Consider the following 15,112-nt stretch of genomic DNA (forward strand, 5'->3'; position numbering starts at 1 on the left):
GGTGGCTCCTGACTATGCCGGACGTCCGGAACTCCGTTCCCGTTCCGGCCGGATTCGGCCCCGGCCAGCCCACAACTGCTCCCGCATTGGCACCGACCCGGACGGCAACGCCTGCATCGCCGTCCCCGGCCAGGAGGACCGCTGCCTCACCGACCCCCGCGACGCGCTCCGCGCCCTCATCCGCGGCATCAAGGCCGGCAAGGCCGATCACCTCCTGTAGGGCCAATCCTGCGCACACGCATTGACCTGACTAGACCACTCCTCTTACGTTCGCCACGCAGCCGTCCAGGCCACAGCGTCGTGTGCCCGTAGGAGGTCATGCCCGTGCGCCCCACCGTCCGGTTCACCGCCCTGTTCACCCTCACCGCGCTCGCCTCCACCTCGCTCGCCGCCTGCGGGAGCGGCTCCGGCAGTGATCCGGACACGGTGAAGGTCTCTTTCAAGCAGTCGACGGACAACTCCATCAAGGTGATGGACACCTACCTCGGCGCCATCAAGAAGCAGTTCGAGAAGGCCAACCCGGGGAAGAAGGTCGAGCTGGTGCCGATCAAGGCGCCGGACTCGGAGTACTACACCAAGCTCCAGCAGATGCTCCGCTCTCCCAAGACCGCCCCCGACCTGGTCTACGAGGACACGTTCCTCATCAACTCGGACATCACCAGCGGGTATCTGAAGCCGCTCGACGACTACCTGGCCAAGTGGAAGGACTGGGACCAGTTCATCGACACGGCGAAGGCCGCCGCGAAGGGCGAGGACGGGAAGACGTACGGCGTTCCGGACGGGACGGACACCCGGGGCCTGTGGTTCAGCAAGGACGTCTTCGCCAAGGCCGGGCTGCCCGCCGACTGGCAGCCGAGGACCTGGGACGAGGTCCTCGACGCCGCCCGCACCATCAAGGAGAAGGTCCCCGGCGTCACGCCGCTCAACGTCTACACGGGCAAGCCCGCCGGCGAGGCGGCCACCATGCAGGGCTTCGAGATGCTGTTGTACGGCACGGGGAACGGTGGCGCCGACCCGCTGTACGACAAGGGGAGCAAGAAGTGGATCACGGCGGGCCAGGGGTTCGAGGACTCCCTCTCCTTCGTCGAGACCGTGTACAAGGAGAAGCTCGGTCCCGAGGTCTCCGACGCACTCGACCCCAACTTCGGCACCAAGGTGCGCGGTGAGCTGCTGCCGCAGGGCAAGCTCGGGATCGCGCTCGACGGCTCCTGGCTGCCGCAGGACTGGCTGGAGGGCAGCGGGCACGAGTGGCCCGAGTGGTCGAAGGAGCTGGGGCTCGCCGCCATGCCCACGCAGAACGGGCAGGCTCCCGGCAGGGTGAGCATGTCCGGCGGGTGGACCTGGGCCGTCCCGGCCAAGGCGGGCAACCCCGACCTGGCCTTCGACTTCATCAAGACGATGCAGACCAAGGCCAACGCGCAGAAGTGGTACGTCGCCAACTCCGGCATCTCGGTCCGCGAGGACGTCGCCAACGACCCCGCCTACGTCAACGCCCAGCCCGGCATCAAGTTCTTCACCGACCTCGTCGCCGACACCCACTACCGGCCCGCCTACCCGGCGTACCCGAAGGTGTCCGTCGCCATCCAGGAGGCGATGGAGGGCGTGACGACCGGCGACAAGTCGGTCGAGGAGGCGGCACGCGGCTACGACGAGGCGCTCAAGGAGGCCACCGACAACCAGGTGGTGAGCAAGTGACGGCGGCCGCGCCGGAGCACGCGGGGCCCGAGGTCCGTAAGGGTCCTGCCTCCCCGGCCGTCTCCGGCGGCCGGTCCGGCAGCGTCCGCCGCTCCCTCTTCCGCGCCCTGCCCCTCTCCCCCGCCGTCGTCCTGCTGCTGCTCTTCCTCGCCGGCCCGATCGTCTACTGCGTCGTCATCGCCTTCACCGACCTCCAGCTCACCGGTCAGGCCCAGGAGTCCTTCGTCGGCTTCGACAACTTCACCCGTGCCTTCAAGGACGAGGCGTTCCTCAACGCCGTATGGCTGACCCTGGTGTTCACGGTGCTGTCCTCGCTGATCGGGCAGAACACCCTGGGGCTCGCCCTGGCCTCGCTGATGCAGCGGGCCTCGAAGCCGGTCCGCACGCTCACCGGTGGCATCGTTGTCACGGCCTGGGTGCTGCCGGAGGTGGTGGCGGGCTTCCTGCTCTACGCCTTCTTCCGGCGCGAGGGCACCCTCAACGCCATCCTGGACTGGCTCCATCTGCCCTCGCAGAACTGGCTGTTCACGCTGCCGATCCTGGCGGTGTCCTTCGCCAACGTGTGGCGGGGAACCGCGTTCTCGATGCTGGTGTACTCGGCCGCGCTGAACGAGATCCCCAAGGAGGTCACCGAGGCCGCCGAGGTCGACGGCGCGAGCGGCTGGCGCCGGATGTGGCACATCACGCTGCCGATGATCCGGCGCTCCATCGGCACCAACCTCATGCTCAACACCCTGCAGACCCTGTCGGTCTTCGGGCTGATCTGGGTGATGACGCGGGGCGGGCCGAGCGGCAAGAGCCAGACGCTGCCGCTGTTCATGTACGAGCAGGCCTTCCAGAACAGCCTGATCGGGTACGGCACGGCGGTCGCGCTGCTGCTGTTGCTGATCGGCTCGCTGTTCTCGGTCGTGTACCTGCGCCTGCTGCGCACGGAGGTCTGACATGGCGTCCACGGTCACGTCCCGTACAGCCCGCCGCACCCCCTCCTCCCGGCGCAACCGGCGGCGGGCGGCCGCCGACGCCGGGCTGCTGGTGGTGGCTGCGGCCTTCGTGCTGCCGCTGGCCTGGGTGGTGCTGTCCGCCCTCGACCCGCACGCGAGCCTGCGCGTGAAGGTGCCCGACGGGGTCACGCTGGAGAACTTCGACGCGATCCTCACCCCGGAGATCACTTTCACCCCGCTGCTCAACAGCCTGGTCCTGTGCGGCGGCGCGACCCTGCTGACGGTGGTGTGCGCGGCGCTCGCGGCGTATCCGCTCTCCCGTTTCCGGTCCCGGCTGAACCGGCCGTTCCTGCTCGGGATCCTGTTCGCGACCAGCCTCCCCATCACGGCGATCATGGTGCCCGTCTACGCCCTGTTCGTGCGGGTCAACATGATCGACACCATGCAGGGGACGATCTTCTTCTTCGCCGCCTCGCAGCTGCCGTTCGCGATCTGGCTCATGAAGAACTTCATGGACGGCGTGCCGAAGGAACTGGAGGAGGCGGCGTGGACGGACGGGGCGTCGTCGTTCCAGTCGCTGCTGCGGATCGTGCTGCCGCTGATGGGACCCGGGGTGGCGGTGGTGACGGTGTTCTCGTTCGTGATGATGTGGGGGAACTTCTTCGTCCCCTTCATGCTGCTGCTCTCCCCGGACCAGATGCCGGCCTCGGTCAGCATCAACGACTTCTTCGGCAACCGGGGCATGGTGGCGTACGGGCAGCTGGCCGCGTTCTCGATCGTCTACTCGACGCCGGTGGTGCTGCTCTACGTGCTGATCTCCCGGCGGCTGGGCGGCGGGTTCGCGCTGGGCGGGGCGGTGAAGGGGTGAGCGCTCCTCGGTCCGTACGTTCCTACAATCCGTATCGCTGGCCGAACAGCCCGTAGTCAGCACCGCCGCGGACCCCTACGGTGTGGCGCGTGCGCCGACCCTCACCCGGCCCGAGCCAGTCGGGCCCCCCGTTCAACGCCCTCGCCGCCCGTCGGCTGCGTGCCGCCCTCAACATGGGGCCCGAGCACGTCGCCCACGGCATACGGGTCTCGTACGGCCTGCCGTACGTCGGCCCCGACCTCGTCATCGCCTGGGAGCGGGGGACGGCGTCCCCCGAAGGCCCCGAGCTGACCGCGCTCGCCGGGGTGCTGTGGTGCTCGCCCGGTGAGCTGATCGGCCGGCCGCAGTCCCTGCGCGAGCACCGCGTCGCCCGCGCTCTGGCGCCCGAGGACGTGGCACGTGCGGTCGGGCTCGGGCTCCCGGCCTACCTGCGGATGGAGGAGGCGGACGACTGGCGCGGCACCGACCGTCAGTCGGCCCAGCTCGCCGACGTGCTCGGTCTCTCGCTGCCCGACTTCGTGACCGTCACGGGGCGCGAGGAGAAGCTGGCCGAGCTGCTGACGAGCGCGGTGACCACCCGCTGGCAGGGCTGTGTGCGCCCGATCGCCAAGCTGACGCCGCTGGACCGGCGCGTGCTGGAGAACGTCCTCCAGGTGCTGCACCAGGACTATCAGGGGCGCATGACCGCCACCCTCAGCTGGGGCGGCGGCGCCCCCGACTCGAGTGCCGGGGGCCGGGACTTCCTGGACCGGATCGTGGAGCACTTCTGGTCGGCGGTCGAGAAGCATCCGTAGCACCCGTAGGCACCCGCAGGCACCCGCAGGCACCCGCAGGCACGACCGGCGGGAGGACGGCCGGGGTCTGGCCGGGGTCTAGAAGACCGACTCCGCCTCGTCCATCCGGTCCTTCGGGACCGTCTTCAGCTCGGTGACCGCCTCCGCCAGCGGCACCATCACGACGTCCGTGCCGCGCAGCGCCGTCATCCGGCCGAAGTCGCCCCGGTGCGCGGCCTCCACCGCGTGCCAGCCGAAGCGGGTGGCGAGCACCCGGTCGTACGCGGTGGGCACGCCGCCGCGCTGGACGTGGCCGAGGATGACCGGCTTGGCCTCCTTGCCGAGCCTGCGCTCCAGTTCGAAGGCGAGCGCGGTGCCGATGCCCTGGAAGCGCTCGTGGCCGAACTTGTCGATGGCGCCCTTGCCGTAGTCCATGGAGCCCTCGGCGGGGTGGGCGCCCTCGGCGACGCAGACGACGGCGAACTTCTTGCCGCGGGCGAAGCGCTCCTCGACCATCTTGACCAGGTCGGCGGGGTCGAAGGGGCGCTCGGGCAGGCAGATGCCGTGGGCGCCGGCCGCCATGCCGGACTCCAGGGCGATCCAGCCGGCGTGCCGGCCCATGACCTCGACGACCATCACGCGCTGGTGGGACTCGGCGGTGGTCTTGAGGCGGTCCATCGCCTCGGTCGCGACGCCGACCGCCGTGTCGAAGCCGAAGGTGCGGTCGGTGGAGGAGATGTCGTTGTCGATGGTCTTCGGCACGCCGACGACCGGGAGGCCCGCGTCGGACAGCATCCGGGCGGCCGTGAGCGTGCCCTCGCCGCCGATCGGGATCAGGGCGTCGATGCCGAAGTTCTGGATCATGTCCGAGGCGTTCTCACAGGCCTCGCGGAGCCGGTCGCGCTCCAGGCGGGAGGAGCCGAGGATGGTGCCGCCGCGGGCCAGGATGCCGCTGACCGCGTTGAGGTCGAGGGTGCGGTACCGGCCGTCCAGCAGTCCGGCGTAGCCGTCCTCGAAGCCGATGACCTCGTCGCCGTAGTTGTCGACCGCTCGGTGCACGACCGACCGGATCACTGCGTTCAGGCCGGGGCAGTCGCCGCCTGCGGTGAGAACTCCGATACGCATCGTGCTGTGTCTCCTGCTCGCTGTTGACACCGGTGAGCCGATGCAATTGTTTCACGGCCCGGACGGCGGTGGACGCTGACGGGCGCCTTAACCGTCGCCAGAGGTACTGTCAAGACGGTTCCGCCCACCCGCTCAGCCCGACGAGAAACGCTCACCCCGACGAAACGGAGAGCACGCGTGACGCGCAGCGTGTACGTGACCGGTATCGACCGCGGCGACGGCCGCCAGGTCGTCGAGCTGGGGGTCATGGAGCTCCTGACCCGGCAGGTCGACCGGGTCGGCGTCTTCCGTCCCCTGGTGCACGACGGGCCCGACCGGCTCTTCGAGCTGCTGCGCGCCCGCTACCGGCTCGCGCAGGACCCCGCCACGGTCTACGGCATGGACTACCAGGAGGCCTCCCTCCTCCAGGCCGAACAGGGCGTGGACGAGCTGGTCTCCGCGCTGGTCGACCGCTTCCACCTGGTCGCGCGGGACTACGACGTCGTGCTCGTCCTCGGCACCGACTACGCCGACACCCAGTTCCCGGACGAGCTGTCGCTGAACGCACGGCTCGCCAACGAGTTCGGCGCCTCGGTCCTCCCCGTCGTCGGCGGCCGCAGGCAGAGCGCCGAGTCCGTGCTCGCGGAGACCCACAACGCCTTCCGCGCCTACGACGGCCTCGGCTGCGACGTGCTGGCCATGGTGACCAACCGGGTGGCGCGCGAGGACCGGGACGAGATCGCCGAGCGGCTCGCGCACCGGCTGCCGGTGCCGTGCTGGGTGGTGCCGGACGAGCCCGCCCTGTCCGCGCCGACGGTCTCCCAGATCGCGCACGCCCTGGGCGCCCGGGTGGTCCTCGGCGACGACTCCGGGCTCGCCCGCGACGCGCTGGACTTCGTCTTCGGCGGGGCCATGCTGCCCAACCTGCTGGCCGCGCTGACCCCGGGCTGCCTGGTGATCACGCCCGGCGACCGCGCCGACCTGGTGATCGGCACGCTGGCCGCGCACAGCGCCGGCACCCCGCCGATAGCCGGCGTCCTGCTGACCCTGAACGAGGTGCCGGGCGAGGGGATCCTCACCCTCGCGGCGCGGCTGGCCCCCGGCACGCCGGTGCTGTCGGTGACCGGCAACAGCTTCCCCACCGCCGAGCGGCTGTTCTCCCTGGAGGGCAAGCTGAGCGCGGCCTCCCCGCGCAAGGCGGAGACCGCCCTCGGCCTCTTCGAGCGGTACGTGGACACCGCCGAGCTGAACCGGCGGGTCTCCGCCCCCAGCAGCGACCGCGTCACGCCGATGATGTTCGAGCACAAGCTGCTCGAACAGGCCCGCTCCGACCTGCGCCGGGTCGTCCTGCCCGAGGGCACCGAGGAGCGGGTGCTGCACGCGGCGGAGGTGCTGCTGCGCCGGGGCGTGTGCGAGCTGACACTGCTCGGCCCGGTGGAGCAGATCCGCAAGAAGGCCGCCGACCTCGGCATCGACCTCGGCGGCGCCGAGCTGATCGACCCGGCCGCCAGCGAGCTGCGCGACTCCTTCGCCGAGAAGTACGCCGCCCTGCGCGCCCACAAGGGCGTGACGGTGGAGCTGGCCCACGACGTGGTCGCCGACGTGAACTACTTCGGGACGCTGATGGTGCAGGAAGGGTTCGCCGACGGCATGGTGTCGGGGTCCGTGCACTCGACGGCGGCGACCATCCGCCCGGCCTTCGAGATCATCAAGACCAAGCCGGACGCCGCCATCGTCTCCTCCGTCTTCTTCATGTGCCTGGCCGACAAGGTGCTGGTCTACGGCGACTGCGCGGTCAATCCGGATCCGGACGCCGAGCAGCTCGCCGACATCGCCGCCCAGTCCGCGTCGACGGCGGCGCAGTTCGGCGTGGAGCCCCGGATCGCGATGCTGTCGTACTCGACGGGCACGTCCGGTTCCGGCGCGGACGTCGACAAGGTGCGCGAGGCCACCGAGCTGGTCCGCTCGCGCCGTCCGGACCTCAGCATCGAGGGCCCGATCCAGTACGACGCCGCGGTCGAGCCGTCGGTGGCCGCGACCAAGCTGCCCGGCTCGGCGGTCGCGGGGCAGGCCAGCGTGCTGATCTTCCCCGACCTGAACACCGGCAACAACACCTACAAGGCGGTGCAGCGCTCGGCCGGCGCCATCGCGGTCGGCCCGGTCCTCCAGGGCCTGCGCAAGCCGGTCAACGACCTGTCCCGGGGCGCGCTCGTGCAGGACATCGTCAACACCGTCGCCATCACGGCGATCCAGGCCCAGCAGTCCCCCAGTGAGAAGGCGTCCGACCTGTGACCGGCACCCGTGTCCTCGTTCTCAACTCCGGCTCGTCGTCGGTGAAGTACCAGCTGATCGACATGCGTGGCGGCGAGCGCCTCGCCGTGGGCCTCGTCGAGCGGATCGGCGAGGAGACCTCCCGGCTGAAGCACACGCCGGCCGGTGGCGGCGGCCGTGAGTGGAGCGGGGCCGTCCCGGACCACGAGGCGGCGCTGAAGGCCGTGGCGGCCGAGCTGGCCAAGGACGGGCTGGGGCTGGACTCGCCGGAGCTGGCCGCGATCGGGCACCGGGTGGTGCACGGCGGCAAGCACTTCACCGAGCCGACGGTGATCGACGACGCCGTGCTCGCCGAGATCGAGCGGCTCATCCCGGTCGCCCCGCTGCACAACCCGGCCAACCTCACCGGCATCCGGACCGCGCAGGCGCTGCGCCCCGACCTGCCGCAGGTCGCCGTCTTCGACACGGCCTTCCACACGACGATGCCGGAGTCCGCGGCCCGCTACGCGATCGACGTCGAGACCGCCGACGCGCACCGCATCAGGCGCTACGGCTTCCACGGCACCTCGCACGCGTACGTCTCCCGCGAGACCGCGCGGCTGCTGGGCAAGGCGCCCGAGGACGTGAACGTCATCGTGCTGCACCTGGGCAACGGGGCGTCCGCCTCGGCGGTGCGGGGCGGGCGGTGCGTGGACACCTCCATGGGACTCACGCCTTTGGAGGGGCTCGTGATGGGTACGCGCTCGGGAGACATGGACCCGGCCGTCATCTTCCATTTGATGCGTGTTGGGGAAATGTCCGCCGACGAGATCGACACTCTCCTCAACAAGAGGAGCGGTCTGATCGGACTGTGCGGAGACAACGACATGCGGGAGATCCGCCGCCGTGTCGACGCCGGTGACGAGCGGGCGCGGCTGGCCTTCGACATCTACATTCACCGGCTCAAGAAGTACATCGGCGCCTATTACGCCGTTCTCGGACGCGTGGACGCCGTGGCGTTCACGGCCGGGGTCGGGGAGAACTCGGCGCCGGTGCGGGAGGCGGCCGTGGCGGGCCTGGAGGGGCTCGGCCTGGCGGTCGACGGCGAGCTGAACGCCGTACGCGGCGACGAGGCCCGGCTGATCTCGCCCGCGGGGGCGCGGGTGGCGGTGGCGGTGGTACCGACGGACGAGGAAATGGAGATCGCGGCACAGACCTACGCGCTGGTAAATGAATCGGGGAATCCCCGTCTCACCTGAGCGGCATCCCGCCCTTTTGTATTTTCCGCCAGACGGAATATTCCGCGCCGAAACAAACCGATAGGATGGCACCCATGCGCCGTTCGAAAATCGTCTGTACTCTCGGCCCCGCGGTCGACTCCCACGAGCAGCTCGTCACGCTGATCGAAGCCGGAATGAACGTGGCCCGCTTCAACTTCAGCCACGGCACCCACGCCGAGCACCAGGGTCGTTACGACCGGGTGCGGGCCGCCGCCAAGGAGACGGGCCGGGCCATCGGTGTCCTCGCCGACCTCCAGGGCCCGAAGATCCGCCTGGAGACCTTCGCGGAGGGCCCCGTCGAGCTGGTGCGCGGTGACGAGTTCACCATCACCACCGACGACGTCCCCGGCGACCGGACGATCTGCGGCACGACGTACAAGGGCCTGCCCGGTGACGTCGCCAAGGGCGACCAGGTGCTCATCAACGACGGCAACGTCGAGCTGAAGGTCACCGAGGTCGAGGGCCCCCGGGTGAAGGCGATCGTCATCGAGGGCGGCGTCATCTCCGACCACAAGGGCATCAACCTGCCCGGCACGGCGGTCAACGTCCCCGCGCTGAGCGAGAAGGACGTCGAGGACCTCCGCTTCGCGCTGCGCATGGGCTGCGACCTGGTCGCCCTCTCCTTCGTCCGGGACGCCAAGGACGTCGCCGACGTGCACCGCGTCATGGACGAGGAGGGCCGCCGCGTCCCGGTGATCGCCAAGGTGGAGAAGCCCCAGGCGGTCGAGAACATGGAGGACGTCGTGATGGCGTTCGACGGCGTGATGGTCGCCCGTGGCGACCTGGCCGTCGAGTACCCGCTCGAGAAGGTCCCCATGGTGCAGAAGCGCCTCATCGAGCTGTGCCGGCGCAACGCCAAGCCGGTGATCGTGGCGACCCAGATGATGGAGTCGATGATCACCAACTCCCGTCCGACCCGCGCCGAGGCCTCCGACGTGGCCAACGCGATCCTGGACGGCGCCGACGCGGTCATGCTGTCCGCCGAGTCGAGCGTGGGCGCGTACCCGGTCGAGACCGTCAAGACGATGTCGAAGATCGTCACCGCCGCCGAGCAGGAGCTGCTCTCCAAGGGCCTCCAGCCGCTGGTGCCGGGCAAGAAGCCGCGCACGCAGGGCGGTTCGGTGGCCCGGGCCGCGGCCGAGATCGCCGACTTCCTCGGCGGCAAGGGCCTGGTGGCCTTCACCCAGTCCGGCGACACCGCCCGCCGGCTCTCGCGCTACCGCGCCTGCCAGCCGATCCTCGCCTTCACCACCGACGAGTCCACCCGCAACCAGCTGGCCCTCAGCTGGGGCGTGGAGCCGCACGTGGTGCCGTTCGTGAACAGCACCGACGAGATGGTCGACCTGGTGGACCAGGAGACGGCCCGCCTCGGCCGGTTCAACGACGGCGACGTCGTCGTGATCACCGCCGGTTCGCCCCCCGGCGTGCCCGGCACCACCAACATGGTCCGGGTCCTGCACCTGGGCGAGACGCGGCGCGGCTGACCGCGCCCTCACCCGGCGTACGCACCGAGGGCGCCCCCTGTCGCAGGGGGCGCCCTCGGGCGTGGTGCGGGCGTGCTCAGTCGGTCGTGTACTGGTGCAGCCCCGGGATGTGCAGCGTGCCGCCGAACTGGCCGGCCTGGACGACCGTCACCTTGGTGAAGTAGATCAGCGGGATGTCCAGCGGCGGCGGGTTCTCCGGGTCGAAGGTGATCGGGATCAGCCCGAGCAGGTTGCCCGAGATGCTCTCGGTGTACATCACCGTCTCGCCGTCGCGGATCGTGGACGTGGAGCCCTTGGCCGCCTGCACGTGGTAGGTCTTGCCGGCCTGCTCGTCCTTCACCGTCTGGTGCAGGTCGCCGATGTCGGTGCCGTTGGAGATGACGTACTTCAGCACCTTCTTGGTGGTGCCGTTGGCCGTCCGCACCTCGACGACGCCCTTGTAGGAGGCGCCCTTCAGCAGCAGCGAGCTGGCGTTGAGGTACCACGGGTCGTCGGGCAGCGGCGCCTTGTTGTCGACGCCGCCCTCCGCGTCGGTGGCGACCGGGCAGTCCTCGGCGTCCTTGCCGGCCTCGTCGGCGCTCTCGGAGGCGCTGGGGCTGGGCGTGGCGGTCGCGTCCTCCTTGGCCTTCTCCGCGTCCTCCTTGGCCTTCTCCGCCGCCTTCTTGGCCGCCTCGGCCGCCTTGTCCACCGTGTCCGCGGTGTCCTCGGCCGCCTTCGACGCCGTGTCGGTCGCGCCCTCGACGGTGTCCTTCGCGGTGTCGGTGACCGCGTCGGTCGTGTCCTTCAGCGCGTCGGACGCGTCGCCCGCACCCTCGGACGCCGACGGGGTCGGCGTGGGGCTCGGGCTCTCCTCGGCCTTCTTGCCGCCGGTGAAGATGTCCTCGATGGTGTCGCCGAGGCCCTCCAGCAGACCGCCCTTCTCCTCCGACTCGGAGGGGGACGGCGCGGCGGTCGAGCCGGACGCCTCCTGGCTCTGCGACGCGGAGGGGCTCGGGGCGGGGGCGTCCTGCTCGTCCTTGGCGCCCTTGTCGTCGGAACCTGAATCCGGCGAAGAGGGGTCGTCCTTGTCCGAACCGGCGTCCGTGCCCTGGTCCCCGGTGGAGGCCGAGGGGTCGGGCTCCTTCGCGTCGTCCTTGCCGTCGTCGGCCCCGTCGGTCGCCGAGGGCGAGGGGGTGGGCGAGGCGGACGGGTCCTTCTCGGCGTCCTCCAGGGCCGCCACGCAGTCCTTGTACTCGTCGGCCGTCAGGCTGTTGGAGGGCGGCGCCGCGTCGTTGCCGTCGGCGAGGGCGAGCGTCGGCGTGAACCCCATCCCCATGAGGACGGCCGTGGGCATCGCCGCGATGGCTATCGCCTTGCCGGCCGGCATGTGGAACCTGGTGAACAACGGCTTCTTGGGTGCCGCGTGGCGCGGCCCGGTTCTCACACGGGACGACTCCACGTCAGTCCCGCGGGTCACCTCGTCAGCCGGCACTGTGCCTCCCGTTCGCCCCGTTGGCCGGGCTCGTTCCTGACAGATCGTGCGCCCCCGGCGCCCTGAAGGCCTGGGAGGGCTCCCCGTCGTCCACCCCGCCCCGCGGCCCCGGCACCGCGGGGCCGGACGCCTGGGTCCCGGGCCCCGGGAAGCCGGGGAACGCGGTGTCGTCGGCCGCGGTACCGGGGACCGCGCCCTCGGGCGCGCCGTCCGTGCCCTTGCCCTCCAGCGGCGGCTCGGACTGCGGCGGCTCGCCCGGCACCCACGACACGGCCATCGCTCCGCCGACCAGCGCGAGCAGGAAGCCGATGAGGAAGCCGCCGAGGTTGGACACGGGGATGGAGACCAGCGCCAGCAGGATCGCCGCCACACCCGCGAAGACGCGGATGTGCTTCTGGAACCACAGGCTGACGCCCAGGACGACCAGCAGCACACCGATGATCAGGGACCCGGAGCCCGCGGTGGTGGCCATCGCGAGGGTCAGGTGACCGATCTGGAGGTTCGCGTACGGGAAGTAGGCGATGGGGAGTCCGCCGAGCGCGATGAACAGGCCGGCCCAGAACGGCCGCCCGCCTCGCCAGGCACGGAACTGCAGCCTACGGCGGGTGAACTGGCCGGCTGCTGCAGGAGTCTCGGCGCTCATGGAAAACAGCTCCCTGGTACGGCTTTGCTGTGGTGGAGATGTGGGCCGCGCGTGACGACACGGCCGGAGAGTGGACGGGCGGGGGCGCCACCGGCTCCCCCGCCCGTCAGCGAGTGCTTAGTAGCACTCCTTGACACCCTTGGACAGCGACATCTTCAGACCGCTGAGCTTGAAGGTTCCGGCGGTGGTCGCCCACGCCGTCTGCTTCACGTTCTTCAGCGTGGCCGAGTCGGCCTGCTGCGCGAACCCGTACGGGTTCGCCGTGTCGCCCTTCTTGATGCCGGGACCCTTGCTGGCGTCCTTGGCCGCCACACCGATGTCGATGCCGCGGAACGTGGCATCGGCCTCGAGGTCCTCGACGTCGATGTACAGGTTCTCGGCCTCGACCGGCTTCTCACCGCCGCCCGCCTTCAGCATGAGGCTGACCGAGCCGATGAGCGGGATGTCCGGGGTGACCACGGACTGGCACATGTTCTTGATCGACGCGGACTTGAACGCCGAGACCGCGACGGGGTGAGCCGTCTTCTCGCCCTTCAGCGTGTAGCCCGAATCGATCGCCCCGTACTGGGAGAAGCCCGTGCCGTCGAGCTGGTCCGCCGTCACCTTGAACGACTGGCCGGAAACGCTGAACGACGCGGCGAGAGCGCCCTGCGCGAGGGCGACACCTATCGCAGCCGTGGCGGCAACGCTGGGCACCATGACCACAGCGAACCGCTTCCATCTGGTCCCGCCACGCACCTGGGACTCCATATTTCCTCCTTCTCGGACGTACATCTCCTGGCCTCGGCCGGCCGCCGGTTCGGCGGCGCGGTCTGGCAGGGATGGGAGAAGTGCTACGTCCTCGGGAAGGAGAGCGCCCGCACTCGGCGGCACGTACAACGCGCCCGAATAACCGGCGATCACCCCCGAGCGACAACCACTGGTCGCGCCTGACACGCATCACGCACAACCCTGCTGGACAGGCTTCGCCGGATGAGCGAAGACCCCCCTGCCCAAGGGCCGACGTCACTGCCGCCGACCCTGCTCGGTGGGGACCCAGGAACCCCCGCCACCCGACCGGCTGTCGGGGTACGGGAATGGACCGAGCGTCGCCGATCGTGGTGCATTCTCGCCGTCGACACAAGGGGGTTCGTTACTGGCTAGTAGCGGCCGGGTGACCGCGGGACGACACACCGGTCCCGAACGGCGACGCTGGGTGTGTCATGGGGGCAGAACAAAACTATTGATCGATGGACAGAGTCCGACAGATCGACGCCGCTGACTTACTGGCAGTAACAGCGGCCGCGATTACCAAGTTTTGGTAAAGCGCGGCCGCAGTGACGCCTCTTCGACAGGTCCTTCACACGCGCCACACGTCGGTGGCGTTTAGAACGCCGACCCCGGCGCGGACTAGAACAGAGCGCGGGCGAGTGCCCGGCGCGCCGCGGTCACCCGCGGGTCGTCGGCACCGACCACCTCGAACAGCTCCAGCAGCCGCAGCCGTACGGCGTCCCGGTCGTCGCCGGCCGTGACGCGCACCGTGTCGATGAGGCGACCGAAGGCGTCCTCCACGTGACCGCCCACCAGATCCAGGTCGGCGGCGGCGATCTGCGCCTGGGCGTCGCCCGGCTTGTCGGCCGCTTCCTGACGGACCTTCTGCGGATCGGCGTCCTGTACCCGCTGGAGCAACTCGGCCTGGGCCAGGCCCAGTTTGGCCTCGGTGTTGCCCGGCTCCTCGGCCAGCACGTTCTTGTACGCCTGGACAGCACCGCCCAGGTCGCCCGCGTCCATCGCCTGCACGGCGGCATCGAGGGCCGCGTCGTGCGGCCCGGCGGGGCGCTCGGGGGCGGCGGGCCGCTCGGCACCCGGCTCCGCCTCGGGGTCGACGACGAGACCGGTCAGGCCGAAGCGCTCCTCGCCGACCTGCACCAGCTGGTCCAGGGTCTGGCGGATCTGCGCCTCACCGGCGGCCCCCTGGAAGAGCGGCAGGGCCTGTCCGGCGACGACCGCGAACACGGCGGGGATGCCCTGGACGCCGAACTGCTGCATCAGCATCTGGTTGGCGTCGACGTCGATCTTGGCGAGGAGGAAGCGCCCGTTGTACTCGACGGCGAGCCGTTCCAGGACCGGGCTCAACTGCTTGCAGGGCTCGCACCACTCGGCCCAGAAGTCGATGACGACCGGGACCTCGGTGGACCGCTGCAGGACCTCGCTCCCGAAACCGGCCTCGTCGACGTCGATGACGAGGTCGGCCGGGGAGACGGCTCCCGTACCGCCCTGACGGGCCGCCTGGGCGCGCGCCTGCTCCGCCTTCGCCTTGGCCTCCTGGGCCTGCTTCACCGCGGCGAGGTCGACGACCCCGCTCATGGACATGTTCCGTGGCTGCATGGGTCTATCCTCCCCCGTACGGCGCGCGCGTGTGAAAACCGGGTCGAAAGCCCGCCCGGATGTGTGCTGTTCGGTGTGTGGCCTGTTCGGCGCCGGGTCCCCACCCCACGCCCGTGGTCGTCGCTGGGGCGCGGGCGGACCCGCGCTTTCGCTACGCCTCGTAGCGTAATGCCAGGACGGCCCGCCGGAACACCCCGCCGCGGTGATCTGTCTCACGACCGACCGCGTGTTACCCG

General features: G+C 70.3%; 13 protein-coding genes. 8 read left to right on the top strand and 5 right to left on the bottom strand.

The genetic code is table 11. The features are described from left to right. Position 1 precedes the first annotated feature (1 nt). The 5 genes from BZZ08_RS09030 to BZZ08_RS09050 all read left to right on the top strand — a co-directional run bounded on the left by BZZ08_RS09030 (position 2) and on the right by BZZ08_RS09050 (position 4,298). Positions 2-220, top strand: coding sequence for a hypothetical protein (locus BZZ08_RS09030; RefSeq protein WP_104631646.1), 219 nt, complete (start codon positions 2-4; stop codon positions 218-220). Between the two features lie 98 nt (positions 221-318). Further along, on the top strand, positions 319-1,695 hold the full coding sequence (locus tag BZZ08_RS09035) for an extracellular solute-binding protein (protein WP_198601367.1): 1,377 nt from the start codon (positions 319-321) through the stop codon (positions 1,693-1,695). Beyond that, positions 1,692-2,636 carry a carbohydrate ABC transporter permease gene (locus BZZ08_RS09040; RefSeq protein ID WP_104631647.1) on the top strand — a complete coding sequence of 315 codons (945 nt, stop codon included), beginning with the start codon at positions 1,692-1,694 and terminating at the stop codon, positions 2,634-2,636. Before BZZ08_RS09035 ends, BZZ08_RS09040 begins: the two co-directional genes overlap by 4 nt. Position 2,637: 1 nt before the next feature. Then, a complete protein-coding gene (locus tag BZZ08_RS09045; RefSeq protein WP_104631648.1) occupies positions 2,638-3,504 on the top strand; it encodes a carbohydrate ABC transporter permease in 867 nt (288 codons plus the stop codon). 80 nt (positions 3,505-3,584) lie between these two features. Next, positions 3,585-4,298, top strand: coding sequence for a helix-turn-helix domain-containing protein (locus BZZ08_RS09050; RefSeq protein ID WP_104631649.1), 714 nt, complete (start codon positions 3,585-3,587; stop codon positions 4,296-4,298). Positions 4,299-4,376: 78 nt separating this feature from the next. On the opposite strand, the gene BZZ08_RS09055 is transcribed toward BZZ08_RS09050, so the two are convergent. Next, a complete protein-coding gene (locus tag BZZ08_RS09055; RefSeq protein ID WP_052840620.1) occupies positions 4,377-5,402 on the bottom strand; it encodes an ATP-dependent 6-phosphofructokinase in 1,026 nt (341 codons plus the stop codon). A 177-nt stretch (positions 5,403-5,579) separates the two neighbouring features. On the opposite strand from BZZ08_RS09055, the gene pta reads away from it, so the two are divergent. The 3 genes from pta (at position 5,580) to pyk (ending at position 10,395) form a co-directional block, all read left to right on the top strand. After that, positions 5,580-7,673 carry a phosphate acetyltransferase gene (pta, locus tag BZZ08_RS09060; RefSeq protein ID WP_104631650.1) on the top strand — a complete coding sequence of 698 codons (2,094 nt, stop codon included), beginning with the start codon at positions 5,580-5,582 and terminating at the stop codon, positions 7,671-7,673. Next, complete coding sequence (locus BZZ08_RS09065; protein WP_104631651.1) at positions 7,670-8,890, top strand: acetate kinase; 1,221 nt, start codon at positions 7,670-7,672, stop codon at positions 8,888-8,890. Before pta ends, BZZ08_RS09065 begins: the two co-directional genes overlap by 4 nt. A gap of 74 nt (positions 8,891-8,964) precedes the next feature. Beyond that, positions 8,965-10,395, top strand: coding sequence for a pyruvate kinase (gene pyk / locus BZZ08_RS09070; protein WP_104631652.1), 1,431 nt, complete (start codon positions 8,965-8,967; stop codon positions 10,393-10,395). 76 nt (positions 10,396-10,471) lie between these two features. On the opposite strand, the gene BZZ08_RS09075 is transcribed toward pyk, so the two are convergent. The 4 genes from BZZ08_RS09075 to BZZ08_RS09090 all read right to left on the bottom strand — a co-directional run bounded on the left by BZZ08_RS09075 (position 10,472) and on the right by BZZ08_RS09090 (position 14,876). Then, the gene (locus BZZ08_RS09075) at positions 10,472-11,866 is read right to left on the bottom strand and encodes a hypothetical protein (RefSeq protein ID WP_198601368.1); all 1,395 of its coding nucleotides are present in this window, start codon (positions 11,864-11,866) and stop codon (positions 10,472-10,474) included. Beyond that, positions 11,856-12,509 (bottom strand): DUF6114 domain-containing protein, encoded by a 654-nt coding sequence (locus BZZ08_RS09080; RefSeq protein WP_104631653.1) that lies wholly within the window; start codon positions 12,507-12,509, stop codon positions 11,856-11,858. Before BZZ08_RS09080 ends, BZZ08_RS09075 begins: the two co-directional genes overlap by 11 nt. A gap of 117 nt (positions 12,510-12,626) precedes the next feature. Beyond that, positions 12,627-13,259: a DUF6230 family protein gene (locus tag BZZ08_RS09085; RefSeq protein ID WP_104631654.1), complete on the bottom strand. Its 633-nt coding sequence runs from the start codon at positions 13,257-13,259 to the stop codon at positions 12,627-12,629. Positions 13,260-13,898: 639 nt separating this feature from the next. Next, positions 13,899-14,876, bottom strand: a complete 978-nt coding sequence (locus BZZ08_RS09090; RefSeq protein ID WP_198601369.1) for a tetratricopeptide repeat protein — start codon at positions 14,874-14,876, stop codon at positions 13,899-13,901. Positions 14,877-15,112 lie beyond the last annotated feature (236 nt).

The sequence above is a fragment of the Streptomyces sp. MH60 genome, from assembly GCF_002939385.1.
GTDB lineage: Bacteria > Actinomycetota > Actinomycetes > Streptomycetales > Streptomycetaceae > Streptomyces.

What these genes read in the sequence shown, in the direction of transcription:
- BZZ08_RS09055 (WP_052840620.1), bottom strand. Translation starts at nt 5,402, where the DNA reads ATGCGTATCGGAGTTCTCACCGCAGGCGGCGACTGCCCCGGCCTGAAC.
- BZZ08_RS09045 (WP_104631648.1), top strand. Translation starts at nt 2,638, where the DNA reads ATGGCGTCCACGGTCACGTCCCGTACAGCCCGCCGCACCCCCTCCTCC.
- BZZ08_RS09035 (WP_198601367.1), top strand. Translation starts at nt 319, where the DNA reads ATGCCCGTGCGCCCCACCGTCCGGTTCACCGCCCTGTTCACCCTCACC.
- pyk (WP_104631652.1), top strand. Translation starts at nt 8,965, where the DNA reads ATGCGCCGTTCGAAAATCGTCTGTACTCTCGGCCCCGCGGTCGACTCC.
- BZZ08_RS09090 (WP_198601369.1), bottom strand. Translation starts at nt 14,876, where the DNA reads ATGCAGCCACGGAACATGTCCATGAGCGGGGTCGTCGACCTCGCCGCG.
- BZZ08_RS09080 (WP_104631653.1), bottom strand. Translation starts at nt 12,509, where the DNA reads ATGAGCGCCGAGACTCCTGCAGCAGCCGGCCAGTTCACCCGCCGTAGG.
- BZZ08_RS09085 (WP_104631654.1), bottom strand. Translation starts at nt 13,259, where the DNA reads ATGGAGTCCCAGGTGCGTGGCGGGACCAGATGGAAGCGGTTCGCTGTG.